Origin of the sequence: Methanosarcina vacuolata Z-761 (assembly GCF_000969905.1) — an archaeon.
Classification (GTDB): Archaea; Halobacteriota; Methanosarcinia; order Methanosarcinales; family Methanosarcinaceae; genus Methanosarcina; species Methanosarcina vacuolata.
The window spans coordinates 3,424,122-3,438,052 of the sequence record NZ_CP009520.1 but is presented as its reverse complement, the minus strand read 5'-3'; the positions used below and the strand labels follow the sequence as shown (position 1 = coordinate 3,438,052).

Genomic DNA, 13,931 nt, shown 5'->3' with positions numbered 1-13,931 from the left:
ATGACTGAAGGTATTCAAAACGTATCTCAACCTCAGATAAAAATAGAAAACCTTAATCTGTGGTACGGGGAGAAGCAGGCGCTTATTAACGTCTCCATGCAGATCCCTAAAAACAGTGTAACTGCCCTTATAGGCCCTTCAGGCTGTGGCAAGTCCACCTTTATTCGTTGCTTAAACAGGATGAATGATCTTATTAATAACTGCAGAATCGAAGGTAAAGTTACGATAGAAGGCAAGGATATCTACGGACCAGATGTGGATGTTGTTGAGCTTAGAAAAGATGTGGGCATGGTTTTCCAGAAACCCAACCCCTTTCCTATGTCGATTTATGATAATGTTGCGTATGGGCCGCGTATTCACGGTGCAAACAGAAAAGATCTTGACGGCATTGTTGAACAGGCCCTTCGTTCGGCTGCGATCTGGGATGAAATTTCAGACAGGATTAAGTCTCCTGCTCTCTCTCTAAGCGGAGGGCAACAACAAAGACTTTGCATTGCCAGAACCCTAGCAGTAAAGCCAAAGACAATTCTTTTTGATGAACCCACAAGCGCTCTTGATCCTATTTCCACCTTAAGGATTGAAGACCTTATCATGAATCTTAAAAAATATTATACTATAGTAATAGTAACTCATAATATGCAGCAGGCAGCGAGGATCTCAGATTATACCGGATTTTTCCTAATGGGAAAATTGATTGAGTTTGGCCAGACCAGGCAGATTTTTCAAAATCCAGGGGAAAAGAGTACTGAGGATTATATTACAGGCAGGTTTGGGTGATTTAAATGACTCGAGAACAATATGTGAAGCAGTTGGATCTGCTTAAGGAGTCTGTACTTTCTCTTGGAGAAACGGTAGAACTAATTTTCCGGGACTCGATGACTTCAGTTATAAATCTCGATGTCAAGCTTGCTGAAAAGACACTTGCCCTTGAGCCTGAAGTGGATAAACTTGAGGAAGGTATCGAGGTCTCGGTTTTTGATCTGCTTGCACTTCAGCAGCCGATGGCCAGTGATCTCCGGCTTGTAGTATCTACTCTGAAGATCACGGCAGATCTGAGGAGAATTGTGGGGTTATCAATAAATATCGCCAAAATTCCGGGAAGAATAGAGGGCGAACATGTAAAACCACTCATAGATACAAAAAAAATGGCAGATATTGCCGCATTCATGCTTGAAAATTCTCTCAAGGCTTTTGAGACTCAGGATGTCGAACTTGCAAGAGCAGCAGCAAGAAGGGACGAAGAGGTCGATAAACTCTTTTACGCAGTCTGGGTTGAGCTGCTCGAAATGATGGCAAAAGATACAAGTATCATTTCGAGAGCCACAAATTTACTTTTCCTGATCCGTTATCTTGAAAGAATTGCAGACCACTGCTGCAATATCTGTGAAAGTGTAGTTTATCTTGCTACGGCTGAGAGAGTCAAACTGAACTGAACAGGCTTTTTTCTTTTTCTTTTTTAACTAACCATTTCCTGTTCTATCTGATGTCAGGTTTTAAGTACGTTTATAAGCATATAGACGCCCATGCCTGATATTCTTATCAAAAATACAAGGATTTATCACAATAATTCGCTTCAGTCTGCCGAGATCATTATTGAAGACGGCAAAGTTACCAGGATAGGAAAAGATCTCAGGGTCTCAAGCTCGGATATGATAATAGATGCAGGCGACGCTCTTACTTTACCTGCCGGGATTGACGTTCATGTCCACTTCAGGGAACCTGGCATGACCTCAAAGGAAAACTGGTATACAGGTTCGTGTGCGGCAGCGGCTGGGGGAGTTACAACTGTTATTGATCAGCCTAATACTGTGCCTCCCACAACAGACCGGCGGGCGTTCGAACAGAAACTTAAACTTGCCAGAGGAAAGTCTATCGTTGATTTTGGAATCAATGGTGGGGTAACAGGCAATATTGAGAAATTAGAAGAACTATGGAAACTGGGGATCACGGCTTTTGGGGAAATCTTTATGGCCGAGTCTACAGGCGGGCTAAATATTAATGAAGAAACCCTTGAAGAATCACTTGCTGAAATTAAACGTCTTGGGGCGCTTGCAACTATCCATGCTGAAGACGAGAAAATGCGCCTTGAGCTGGAAGGGCTATTAAAAGGAGACATTTCTTATGAGTACCATTCAAGGGTACGCCCTAATGCTTGTGAGGCGATTGCTGTTCAAAAAGCCCTGGAGCTTGTTTCCAAACTAAAAGTAAGGGCTCATCTTTGTCACATGAGCACGCTTGAAGCTACAGGTATTATACGAAAGGAAAAATACCTTGCAAGGAGGGAAAATAAAGAACCCCTTTTCACCTGTGAGGTTACTCCTCATCACCTTTTCCTTTCTACACGAGACTGGGAAAGGCTCAGGTCTTTTGGAAAAATGAATCCTCCTCTCCGGGGAAGCAACAGTATTAAAGCTCTCGTAAATGGGATTAACGATGGCACTATTGACATGGTGGCTTCGGATCATGCCCCGCATCTGGAATCTGAAAAAGATGTCGATATACGAGTTGCTCCTTCGGGAGTTCCCGGAGTTGAGACCCTTATGCCTCTTATGCTTGCTGCAGTAAGAAAAAACATCCTGCCGCTTTCACGGATGATCATGCTTACAAGCTGGAATCCGGCAAAAGCCTTTGGGCTGGACCGCAAATCCAAAGGACGGCTTGAGGTAGGTTTTGATGCAGATCTGATTATTGTAAATCCCCGCGAGCTTCGTCCTATAAAGGCCGAATTCCTTCACAGTAAAGCGGGCTGGACTCCCTTTGAAGGTATGGAAGGAGTTTTCCCTGAGTATACTCTCTCCAGGGGTGAAGTTATCTGGATTGAGGAGTCAATTAATGCAAAACCTGGGCGGGGTAACTTCCTCGAAGGCAGAGGAGAACGATCCGAAGAGGACGAAGAAGACCTGGAAGAAACTGGTGAAACTCAGGACTAAGAAACAGATTTTGAAAAAGCCTGGTGAGATACTTTACATGAAAAACGCACATGATATTCTTCGAATAACATGCACAATCAAAGAAAGTGCTTGCAGATGGCAGTACTTTCATGCTAAATTTTAGGTGAGATATTTTAAGTGAGAAACTTCGAGTGAGAAGCTTTAGCTGAGAAGGTTCAGCAAAAGCGGAAAACTGCAAATCAGTTTTCCAGAAAAGTTAAAATAATATTATAGGGACCTTGAAATATTTATATACTATTCTAAGGTCCTGCAGATTTCATATTATTCTTTTAAAAAAAGTCAACCGAGTCTAACTGTGACTGCAACAGTTCCTGATGCTTTTTTTCCAGGAATTTGTAGACTGCACCGTGGGTAGCTCCGTCGAGCAGCATCCTTATAGCTGTCCGAATTATAGTGTTCTGCTCAGGGTGCCCAAGTATGGATACGGTTTTTCCGTAGACTGAGATCTTAACGTTTATCAGGGTTTCTGCAAGTTCTCTGGTTCTTCCGTTTCTTCCTATTATCCGGCCCTTTATCCGCTGAAGTTCTTTTGGAGTTGTAGCAACGTCGGAAAGATCCATGATCTCAAGCATAAGCATCTCATCATCCAGAAGTTCAAGAGCTTTTTCTGGACTGAATCCTCTTCCTATCGCTTTTATAGTTTCGAGAACCCTGAACTCTTTTAGTGGATCTTCTTCACAGGTAATGTCTATCTTTCCGCTTTCGCTATCGATTTCAAGCTGGCACGCAGTTTTGTCCTCGATAAACTTTTTTGTTTCTCCTTTCGGGCCTATTATTACTCCGACTCTTTCTTTGGGGATTTTGACATACTGGGTCATGTTATTCCGCCTGTATTTTTTTAAATAGATCTTCAGGTTTGTCCTTTATCCCATAGCGGCTGAAGAACCTGAGTATATTTTGCACGTCCCTGTAAAGGAACTCCCGGGCATTAGGATGCTCCAGGGTTACGGATTGCCCCATATCGATAAATATGGGAGTCAGGTTATTCGGGTCGATCAGGATATTGTATTCACTTAGATCGGCATGTACAAGATTTGCTTTTTTATATAGAAGACGCATGTATTCAACGATGATATCAAAAATACTCTTTGCTTCCTCGTTTTCAAGATGCGTGTTTTTGAGGAGCGGGTAAGGTGCCTCTTTTTCCCCCATAAATTCCATTATAAGAATATTCTTTTCGGCAAGTATGGGCTCCGGAACTCGTACTCCTGCACTTTTCGCACGTTTCAGGTTCTGAAGTTCCTTGCGTGTCCATGCAAAAATAATGTCTCGCTTTTTATTTCGGATGTTTGTGAAGCGAGGGTCCTTCATAATGTAGGCATCCATGGCCCTGAAGGTGCTGCTTGCAATCCTGTATATTTTTATAGCCAGCTCTTTATCTGGGCCTTCGGCATAGAATACGTTTGCTTCCTTTCCAGTACTGATAGATCCCCCCATTGCTTTTATTACGCCCTTGTTGGAAAGGGTATAAAGAATTTTAAGGGTGGGTACATCGAATACGTTTTCTTCTACTTTCAGCCGGTCGGAGTCCTTCTCCCTGGCCCTGGATTTATCTTTAGCGCTATCTATGCGCCTTATCTTCTTTTCCTGATCCATTCCCATATTATCCTTTCAGGTACCCTTTTCTCTCAAGCCAGTCTACCTGCGGCCTTGTATACTTCCAGATCACATCTGCCTTTTCGTTCTGGAACTCCCAGGGCACGACAATAACGACGTCTCCTTCTCTTATCCAGGTTTTTTTCTTCATTGAACCTGGAATCCTCCCCATACGAACGACCCCATCCATGCAACGGAGTCTCAGCCGGTTTGCACCCAGTAGACTCTCAACGGTTGCCAGGATTTCGTTATTCTCCATGCGCGGTGTGCGTACTCTTGTAACGGTTTCTTCAGTTGCGGGCTTGGCTTTAGATGTAGGTTTCTTTAAGTCTGCCAGTTTGATACCTCATTATGTGTAGTTTATATTATAGTTATATTTTTTATTTTTATACATTTAAATCCCTTATATATCGTTTTTTCGAGTTTTAAGGTTATTTGTCTTGCAGCTTTCAACTTTCTGCTAATATTTTAATGCTGCGCTTTTCTATTCTCTTTTTCTCTTCTCTTATTTTTATTTTTTTCTAAGTAGTTGAACAGGCGACAGGTATATATATCGGATATTCCTTTGTATGTTCCACGCGCAAAACAAGCGTGGATTGCTCTTGAATTTGTGATTTGAGAGTGAAAATCAGGAATTTTACAAAACAGATTTTCATTATTTATTTAATTTGTTTTTCACAAATGTTCCTGAACAAAAAGCTTTATATACTAAAAATGATGTATATATGTTCCCTGTTTCAGCATGAATTTCTTGTGCTGGGCGGTTTTTCTCATAGCCATCTGGTTAAGGTTCCTTCTTAATTTGGAAGGAAATAGATACCTTTAAATACTATGAGCACATAACTATAATTTCCTGCATCATAAATGCAGCAATTACGATTCATTTATAATGGAGTCAGGAGTTGTTTCCTGACTGACGAGGATTTTGTCGGTTCGGTTAATTCTGGGCGGTGAGAGTTTTCATAACATATCATCGCGAAACTGAAATAACTGAATTGATAGTTGTTAGTGCAAGTTTCTGCGACCAAGACCTTTATTTTGAAGTGTGCGATACATTAACAATTCTGGTTGATCCTGCCAGAGGTTACTGCTATCGGTGTTCGCCTAAGCCATGCGAGTCATATGTTCTTCGTGAACATGGCGTACTGCTCAGTAACACGTGGATAACCTGCCCTTGGGTCCGGCATAACCCCGGGAAACTGGGGATAATTCCGGATAACGCACATATGCTGGAATGCTTTATGCGTAAAATGGATTCGTCTGCCCAAGGATGGGTCTGCGGCCTATCAGGTAGTAGTGGGTGTAATGTACCTACTAGCCTACAACGGGTACGGGTTGTGAGAGCAAGAGCCCGGAGATGGATTCTGAGACATGAATCCAGGCCCTACGGGGCGCAGCAGGCGCGAAAACTTTACAATGCGGGAAACCGTGATAAGGGGACACCGAGTGCTAGCATCATATGCTGGCTGTCCAGGTGTGTAAAATACACCTGTTAGCAAGGGCCGGGCAAGACCGGTGCCAGCCGCCGCGGTAACACCGGCGGCCCGAGTGGTGATCGTGATTATTGGGTCTAAAGGGTCCGTAGCCGGTTTGGTCAGTCCTCCGGGAAATCTGACAGCTCAACTGTTAGGCTTTCGGGGGATACTGCCAGACTTGGAACCGGGAGAGGTAAGAGGTACTACAGGGGTAGGAGTGAAATCTTGTAATCCCTGTGGGACCACCTGTGGCGAAGGCGTCTTACCAGAACGGGTTCGACGGTGAGGGACGAAAGCTGGGGGCACGAACCGGATTAGATACCCGGGTAGTCCCAGCCGTAAACGATGCTCGCTAGGTGTCAGGCATGGCGCGACCGTGTCTGGTGCCGCAGGGAAGCCGTGAAGCGAGCCACCTGGGAAGTACGGCCGCAAGGCTGAAACTTAAAGGAATTGGCGGGGGAGCACAACAACGGGTGGAGCCTGCGGTTTAATTGGACTCAACGCCGGACAACTCACCGGGGACGACAGCAAAATGTAGGCCAGGCTGAAGACCTTGCCTGAATCGCTGAGAGGAGGTGCATGGCCGTCGCCAGTTCGTACTGTGAAGCATCCTGTTAAGTCAGGCAACGAGCGAGACCCGTGCCCACTGTTACCAGCATGTCCTCCGGGATGATGGGTACTCTGTGGGGACCGCCGGTGTTAAATCGGAGGAAGGTGCGGGCTACGGTAGGTCAGTATGCCCCGAATTTCCCGGGCTACACGCGGGCTACAATGAATGGGACAATGGGCCCCTCCCCTGAAAAGGGCTGGTAATCTCACAAACCCATCCTTAGTTCGGATCGAGGGCTGTAACTCGCCCTCGTGAAGCTGGAATCCGTAGTAATCGCGTTTCAATATAGCGCGGTGAATACGTCCCTGCTCCTTGCACACACCGCCCGTCAAACCACCCGAGTGAGGTATGGGTGAGGGCACGAACTCTGTGTCGTGTTCGAACCTGTGCTTTGCAAGGGGGGTTAAGTCGTAACAAGGTAGCCGTAGGGGAATCTGCGGCTGGATCACCTCCTAAGCAAAAAACCCACTGCCCAGATGCCGATAAACCGAACAAAATCCTCACCATTAAAATCATCGATCATAATCTCATGATCAACTCAAACTCATCAAATGCACCCGGAAAGTAAATTTTCGGGGAAGGGCGGATTGCCTGCGTTGACACGCAGGTACATGAAGTCATGTATAGGTGCTGTATACTGGACGCTTTCTGGACCTGGTTAGGATACACAGGAATTATGCTATCAGGTGGATGGCTCGGCTCAAGAGCTGATGAAGGACGTGCCAAGCTGCGATAAGCCCGGGGTAGGTGCAAGGAGCCAATGAACCCGGGATTTCCGAATGGGACCTCTCCATAGTGATCAGTAATGATCGGGAACGCTCCGAATTGAAACATCTTAGTAGGAGCAGGAAAAGAAATCAACCGAGATACCGTGAGTAACGGCGAGTGAAAACGGCACAGTTCAAACCGAATCCCTTCACAGGGAAATGTGGTGTTGTAGGGCTGTTCAAACGTCCGGCGGCTAAACAGAACTTGCCTGAAACGGCAGACCGTAGAGTGTGACAGTCACGTATGTGTAAACCAAAAGACCGGAACATGTCCCTGAGTACCGTGCGTTGGATATCGTGCGGGAATCTGGGGGGCACCAACCTCCAAAACTAAATACTACTTGAGACCGATAGCGAAATAGTAGGGTGACCGAACGCTGAAAAGTACCCCGAGAAGGGAGGTGCAAAGTGCCTGAAACCTGATAGTGATAGAACGATATGGCATGAAAGGAACTCTGATATGAAGGAAACATTCGCGAGAATGTTGTACGAATATCACTGCCAGTGTCGTATCTTACGTTTTGAAGAACGGGCCAGGGAGTTTATCTCAGTGGCAATGGCTAACCTTATATTTGGGCAGCCGAAGCGAAAGCAACATGTGCGCAGCTCTCCGAGCGAGGCACGACGTATACAAGTGCGTGGAGTCACTGGGGTAAGACCCGAAGCCGGGTGATCTAGGCGTGGGCAGGTTGAAGCGTGGCGAAAGCTACGTGGAGGACCGCAAGCGGTATTGATCTGCAAATCATTCGTGTGACCTGCGTCTCGTAGTGAAATGCTAATCTAACCCGGCATCCGCTGGTTCCTTCCAAAACATGTCGCAGCATGACCTGACTGGAGATCGTCGGTGGAGTAGAGCACTGATTAGCGGTTCCGGGGGGGAAACCCCTCGCCCGCCTGTCAAACTCCAAACCCACCGTCATTGTAGAAAGTCGGAGTCCGGACTGCTGGGGTAAGCTTGTAGTCCGTAAGGGAGACAACCCAGCCCGTGGTTAAGGTCCCCAAGTGTCGACTAAGTGTTAATACTAAAGGGCGTCCCAAGCCCAAGACAGCTGGAAGGTTAGCTTAGAAGCAGCTACCCTTCAAAGAGTGCGTAACAGCTCACCAGTCGAGGTTTGGGGCCCCGAAAATTGACGGGGCTCAAGTCGACCACCGATACCACGGAGTACCGCAAGGTAATCTCGTAGGAAGGCGTTGCGTTCGGGCTGAAGCAGGGTTGTAAAGTCCTGTGGACCGTTCGCAAACGAAAATCCTGGTAATAGTAGCAGCAAAGCAGGGTGAGAATCCCTGCCGCCGAAGGGGCCAGGTTTCCTCGGCAATGATCGTCAGCCGAGGGTTAGTCGGTCCTAAGACGTACCGTAATTCGAGTACGCCGAAAGGGAAACAGGTTAATATTCCTGTACCATTTAGCAATCCGTCTGACGTCTCAGGGCAGGCCGAGCGGCGTCGTCGCGCCGTCTAAGCAGCGAACCCCGTGGAGAGCCGTAATGGCGAGAAGCGGGCGAATCTGTAATGGCTAAAGTCGGCTGCACCCAGGGACCCGTGAAAAGGCCGCTAAATGTCCGTACCAAGATCTGACACTGGTGCCCCTAGCTGAAAAGGCTAAGGCGTGTCGGAGTACTTCAGTTAAGGGAATTCGGCAAATTAGCTCCGTAACTTCGGGATAAGGAGTGCCTGCTGTGAAGACAGCAGGTCGCAGTGACCAGGGGGCTCTAACTGTCTAATACCAACATAGGAGATTGCAAACCCGTAAGGGCTAGTACAATCTCTGAATCCTGCTCAGTGCAGGTACCTGAAACCCCGTTTCAACGGGAAGAAGGGCCTGTAAACAGCGGGGGTAACTATGACCCTCTTAAGGTAGCGTAGTACCTTGTCGCTTAATTGGCGACTTGCATGAATGGATCAATGAGAGCCCTACTGTCCCTAACTGGAATCCGGTGAAGCTTACATTCTAGTGCACAGTCTAGAGACCTCTAGGGGGAAGTGAAGACCCCGTGGAGCTTTACTGCAGCCTGTCGTTGGGTTGTGGTTCTGGATGTACAGTGTAGGTAGGAGGCATCGAAGCGGGTGCGCCAGCATCCGTGGAGCCGCAATTGGGACACTACCCTTCTGGGACTACGACCCTAACTCTGCGAAGAGGACCCCGATAGGTGGGCAGTTTGCCTGGGGCGGGACGCCCTTGAAAAGATATCAAGGGCGCGCAATGGTTGACTCAAGTGGGTCGGAAACTCACTGAAGAGTGCAAGAGCATAAGTCAGCCTGACGTTATTCAGCATAGCAGTGGATGACGAGACGAAAGTCGGCTCTAGCGAACTTTTGAGCCTCCTTGGTGGGGGCCAAAAATGACAGAAAAGTTACCCCGGGGATAATTGAGTCGTTGCCGGCAAGAGTACATATCGACCCGGCAGCTTGCTACCTCGATGTCGGTTCTTTCCATCCTGGCCGTGCAGCAGCGGCCAAGGGTGAGGTTGTTCGCCTATTAAAGGAGATCGTGAGCTGGGTTTAGACCGTCGTGAGACAGGTCGGTTACTATCTACTAGAGGTGTTCGAGGTCTGCGGGTAAGCTGCTTTTAGTACGAGAGGAACCAAGCAGCGGCGCCACTGGTGTACCGTTTGTCTGACAAGGCATCGCCGGGCAGCTACGCGCTTCGGAATAAGAGCTGAATGCATCTAAGCTCGAAATCTAACCTAAAAAGAGACCTCATTAAGGATTCCGGTAAAAGACCGGTTTGATAGAAACGGGATGTAAGCACCAAGGCAACGAGGTGTTCAGTCCGCGTTAACTAACCATCCGTTCCTTTCCTAATCAAGTCCAGGCGAAATCCAGTATGCAGCACTATACATGACTTCATTTCATAATCCCACTTATAGGTTGAGTCTGGCGGCCATAGCGGCAGTGTAACTCCTGTACCCATCCCGAACACAGTAGATAAGCCTGCCCGCGTTCCTTACTGTACTGAAGTGTGCGAGCCTTCGGGAACTCTGGATCGCTGCCATACTCACCTTATAATACTTTACTTTTCATGATCTGTTTTTAATTGGTTTTTGATTAATTTTATGTCTTTTTCCAGTGACAATTTTACGTTGATAGTTCTATTTTGTTTTCTCTGTTTATATTCTGGTACTTTTTCCTTCTCTTCTTTCCATTACTTTTTCCTTCTCTTTTTTCATGGTTGGTAACCGGGTGTTTTGTACAATGGGGTAATGTGAGAAGGTAAACGAAGATCTGATGAAAGAACTTAACGTCTCAAAAGTTGGGACTGAAGAATCATTAGTAATCCTCAAAAAAGACGCCTGAATAAAATCTTAACTTACAAAAAAGAAATGGCTATTAAAAAATTACTAAATTATAGACTATAAAAATATCAACTTATTAATATGGATTCATCAAGCAAAATAAAAAAAAGAATTTGTCGTTTTGGATTTAATTAGCAATTAAATCCAAAAAGGTAAATTATTAAAGTTTGAGAGAGGGTCTAAATACCTCAGAACAATATTTGTCGAAGATCTGGTCTTCAACCTGCTCGAATAACTTTTTGTAATCTTTCGATTTAGGATCGTGCTTGCTCATAGTTTTCTTGACTTCAGCATTCATCTTATCAAGAGTTTTCTGGTCGAAACCTTCCGTGTTCTCCATAGTAAACATAAAAATCATACTCTGAAACTGGCCTTAATTAGGCACTACATTTTTAAGTCGTTAGTCTGCTGTATTACCGACATAATATTTATTGCTGCTAATTTAATACTTGATCTCTAAATATTCTATACATAAATATATTAGTCAGGTAATTTACTCAACATTATTGATAGATTTTCAAACAGTTTGAACATACGTTTCATGGCTCTTCGTTGTTTTGTGTGGATATTCTCATAATATTCTTATGAAAACCGATGCGGTCTTGAGTTGAAAATCATCTTATCCATACGTAATAGCGAAGAGCCCGTTTCATTCAATAATTATAAGTTTTATATTATTTACCTTATATATTAGCTTTGTCTTTTACATCAGACCTTCATGTGTACTATAATAGAAACACAACCTCAAAATTCTAATATCAGAATCTTTAGAAAGCCTGTTATATGTTATATTACACAACCATTAATTCAAACATATTTCAAACAACAAATAACCTATTTGGCTACTCATATAAATATTTTACACTTATATGGGGTTCTACAGGATTTATACATTGTTACATTGAATATCTGAATATATAACAATTACCTGAATCCTGAAAAGAAACCTAACCCGATAGTTACTCCAGGAGCAACTTAAAGACAGGGCTTTTAGAAGACCTTTCTCATCTTCATAAAGTGAGCGAGCCTTTCGCAGTCGAATATTTTGCCTTGTTTATGGGGTTAATTTTATTAGCTCTTCTGAGTACTATAGTACTATAGTACTATAGAGGCATAGAAAAGTATTCGAGTTGATTACAAAGTGCGACCAGTCTCACAAAGAGTGAACGCGAAAAAGACTCATGAAAGTAATACCGAGTTTGGGAGATCTACCTCTGAGCTTCTGATTCTGAAGCCTGAAGGTTATCCGTTAAGCGGCATGATGGACGAATATCCTGTTATTGAAAATCGGGATGTTTTTGAATTCTATGCCCGAGAACAGTGGAATGGATATGTTGCTCGTAAAGGAGATTATCTCTTTGATCGGCGGATGTTCCCGGATTTTGCTTACCGTATCATAGATGTGGAACCTGCAGAATCCATAATAGGAACTTCAACCTCAATTATTGTAACTGAAGAAGAAAATGGGCTTCCCTCCTCGGCAGAAATAAAGAGTAGCGTTAAATTTGAAGACATAATCGGGCAGGAACTTGCAAAGCAAAAGTGCAGGCTGATTGAACGTTTCCTTGAAGAGCCCGAACGCTTTGGGAAATGGGCGCCAAGAAATATCCTCTTTTTCGGGCCTTCCGGCACCGGAAAGACCATGCTTGCAAAGGGTCTTGCGAACAAAACCGATGTCCCCATCATTCCTGTTAAAGCTACACAGCTGATAGGGGAATATGTGGGAGATGGAGCCCGCCAGATTCATCAGCTTTATGACCGAGCAGAAGAGATGGCTCCCTGTATAATCTTTATTGACGAGCTCGATGCCATAGCCCTGGATCGAAAATTCCAGGAGTTGAGAGGAGATGTTAGTGAAATTGTAAACGCTCTTCTGACCGAAATGGATGGCATAGTAGAACGCGATGGAGTATGTACTATCTGCTCTACAAACAGGATCTATTCCCTGGACTCAGCTATAAGAAGCAGGTTCGAAGAAGAAATTGAGTTTGTTCTTCCTGGAGAAGAAGAAGTCATCATGATATTCGAGTCAAATGTAAAAACCTTCCCATTGCAGGTAGAGGACTGTAACTTCCGGGCACTTGCAAAGAAAGCAAATGGACTTTCGGGCAGAGACCTTGTTGAAAAGGTTTTAAAAACTGCTCTTCACCAGGCAATTATAGAAGAGCGTGAAATAGTAACAAACAAGGATCTTGAAAATGCGCTTGCAAAACTTGGCAGGAAAGACACACCTCAAGGCCCTTCTGAGCTTTACGTTTGATCCGAAGGAGGTACATTACTGCTAAATTATGAAATTTTAAGGTACTTTAAAATAAGTACCGACTTTTTGATTGCTAACTTTAAAAACTAATTTTAAAAAATAATTTTAAAAAATAATTGTTTTTAATATCTAGCTTTTTAGAGTACCAGTGTTTTACCTGCTTTCGGTATGATACTTTTACTTGCTTTAATGTAATGCTTTTACCTGCTTCAGTATAACACTTTTACATATTTTTCTTCTTTATGAAGAACAGGAATAATTTTATGTATAAAAATCGTTATTTTCTAACGGAACGAGTTTTATAAACTCTTAACCATATCGACTCTGGTCCAAAATCTAGTGATTTTTGTATTTTTCGATTGAAATCATGAACTTGCAGGAAGAATTCGTTCTTCAATCAAACTCAATATTTGATATCGAAAGACTTCCATCGAGAGGACGTATTTAATGGATTATAACCAATTATAAAGTCTAGTGATTTTCAATTTCACGTTTATCACTGGATTTTGGTACTGAGTCACCATATCTTAAATAATAATTAAAAGGGATCCCCATGAATGAGATACGTGAAGTCGACCGGTTTGAGTGTAAAGTTGTAAATGTAATTCAAAACCTTGTGTGGAAAGGTATAACAGTAGAAGAAAATGGTACAAAAGGTAGAGTATACTTCGGAAGAGTGAATGGTGAACTCAATATTAATCATGGAGACACTCTTTATTTAGGTATCAGGCCTGTCTATGAAGTCGAAGACAAAACCATGCAGGTGACACTTTACGATGCCGAAAATAAAAAACTGGATTGGACTCTCGTCTAAACTATTCTAATTCTGTTGTGGGCAGATTATATCTGCGACAACTTCTTTTCACTAAAACGTCCGGGTGTATATCTTTGGAAATTTTTTAGTCTTTCTCTAAAGGCCATTTAGAGTCTTTTTGGAAGGTACTTTGAATTTTGATCTCAATGCTTTCTAACTAAACA

At 44.0% G+C, this 13,931-nt stretch carries 9 protein-coding genes and 3 rRNA genes; 8 read left to right on the top strand and 4 right to left on the bottom strand.

Annotation, left to right across the window (positions count from 1 at the left end; translation table 11 throughout):
• The 3 genes from pstB to MSVAZ_RS14125 all read left to right on the top strand — a co-directional run bounded on the left by pstB (position 1) and on the right by MSVAZ_RS14125 (position 2,930).
• Positions 1 to 777: a phosphate ABC transporter ATP-binding protein PstB gene (gene pstB / locus MSVAZ_RS14135; RefSeq protein ID WP_048121982.1), complete on the top strand. Its 777-nt coding sequence runs from the start codon at positions 1 to 3 to the stop codon at positions 775 to 777.
• Between the two features lie 5 nt (positions 778 to 782).
• Complete coding sequence (gene phoU, locus MSVAZ_RS14130) at positions 783 to 1,433, top strand: phosphate signaling complex protein PhoU (protein ID WP_048121980.1); 651 nt, start codon at positions 783 to 785, stop codon at positions 1,431 to 1,433.
• 90 nt (positions 1,434 to 1,523) lie between these two features.
• A complete protein-coding gene (locus tag MSVAZ_RS14125) occupies positions 1,524 to 2,930 on the top strand; it encodes a dihydroorotase (RefSeq protein WP_048121978.1) in 1,407 nt (468 codons plus the stop codon).
• A 290-nt stretch (positions 2,931 to 3,220) separates the two neighbouring features.
• Here MSVAZ_RS14125 and MSVAZ_RS14120 read toward each other — a convergent pair whose 3' ends face one another.
• From MSVAZ_RS14120 to eif1A, 3 genes are read right to left on the bottom strand one after another with little or no spacing between them, the layout of a single operon-like run.
• On the bottom strand, positions 3,221 to 3,769 hold the full coding sequence (locus MSVAZ_RS14120) for a KH domain-containing protein (RefSeq protein WP_048121976.1): 549 nt from the start codon (positions 3,767 to 3,769) through the stop codon (positions 3,221 to 3,223).
• 1 nt (position 3,770) lies between these two features.
• Positions 3,771 to 4,553 (bottom strand): serine protein kinase RIO, encoded by a 783-nt coding sequence (locus MSVAZ_RS14115; RefSeq protein ID WP_048121974.1) that lies wholly within the window; start codon positions 4,551 to 4,553, stop codon positions 3,771 to 3,773.
• A gap of 1 nt (position 4,554) precedes the next feature.
• The gene (gene eif1A, locus MSVAZ_RS14110) at positions 4,555 to 4,890 is read right to left on the bottom strand and encodes a translation initiation factor eIF-1A (RefSeq protein WP_084626153.1); all 336 of its coding nucleotides are present in this window, start codon (positions 4,888 to 4,890) and stop codon (positions 4,555 to 4,557) included.
• 718 nt (positions 4,891 to 5,608) lie between these two features.
• Here eif1A and MSVAZ_RS14105 point away from each other — a divergent pair.
• The 3 genes from MSVAZ_RS14105 to rrf all read left to right on the top strand — a co-directional run bounded on the left by MSVAZ_RS14105 (position 5,609) and on the right by rrf (position 10,395).
• Positions 5,609 to 7,086: ribosomal RNA gene (locus MSVAZ_RS14105) — 16S ribosomal RNA — on the top strand.
• 208 nt (positions 7,087 to 7,294) lie between these two features.
• A 23S ribosomal RNA gene (locus tag MSVAZ_RS14100) occupies positions 7,295 to 10,202 on the top strand.
• 71 nt (positions 10,203 to 10,273) lie between these two features.
• Positions 10,274 to 10,395, top strand: a 5S ribosomal RNA gene (gene rrf / locus MSVAZ_RS14095).
• Together the 16S, 23S and 5S rRNA genes form the textbook arrangement of a ribosomal RNA operon.
• 458 nt (positions 10,396 to 10,853) lie before the next feature.
• Here rrf and MSVAZ_RS14090 read toward each other — a convergent pair.
• Positions 10,854 to 11,042, bottom strand: coding sequence for a hypothetical protein (locus MSVAZ_RS14090; protein WP_048107671.1), 189 nt, complete (start codon positions 11,040 to 11,042; stop codon positions 10,854 to 10,856).
• Between the two features lie 792 nt (positions 11,043 to 11,834).
• Here MSVAZ_RS14090 and MSVAZ_RS14085 point away from each other — a divergent pair.
• Together MSVAZ_RS14085 and MSVAZ_RS14080 are read left to right on the top strand one after the other, a co-directional pair.
• On the top strand, positions 11,835 to 12,953 hold the full coding sequence (locus MSVAZ_RS14085; protein WP_048121969.1) for an AAA family ATPase: 1,119 nt from the start codon (positions 11,835 to 11,837) through the stop codon (positions 12,951 to 12,953).
• A gap of 553 nt (positions 12,954 to 13,506) precedes the next feature.
• Entirely contained in the window at positions 13,507 to 13,767 is a 261-nt protein-coding gene (locus MSVAZ_RS14080) for a hypothetical protein (RefSeq protein ID WP_048121966.1), read from the top strand.
• Positions 13,768 to 13,931 lie beyond the last annotated feature (164 nt).

Excerpts from the sequence above, each read along its gene's own strand:
- pstB (WP_048121982.1), top strand. The coding sequence starts at position 1 with ATGACTGAAGGTATTCAAAACGTATCTCAACCTCAGATAAAAATAGAA.
- phoU (WP_048121980.1), top strand. The coding sequence starts at position 783 with ATGACTCGAGAACAATATGTGAAGCAGTTGGATCTGCTTAAGGAGTCT.
- MSVAZ_RS14125 (WP_048121978.1), top strand. The coding sequence starts at position 1,524 with ATGCCTGATATTCTTATCAAAAATACAAGGATTTATCACAATAATTCG.
- MSVAZ_RS14120 (WP_048121976.1), bottom strand. The coding sequence starts at position 3,769 with ATGACCCAGTATGTCAAAATCCCCAAAGAAAGAGTCGGAGTAATAATA.
- MSVAZ_RS14115 (WP_048121974.1), bottom strand. The coding sequence starts at position 4,553 with ATGGGAATGGATCAGGAAAAGAAGATAAGGCGCATAGATAGCGCTAAA.
- MSVAZ_RS14090 (WP_048107671.1), bottom strand. The coding sequence starts at position 11,042 with ATGTTTACTATGGAGAACACGGAAGGTTTCGACCAGAAAACTCTTGAT.
- MSVAZ_RS14080 (WP_048121966.1), top strand. The coding sequence starts at position 13,507 with ATGAATGAGATACGTGAAGTCGACCGGTTTGAGTGTAAAGTTGTAAAT.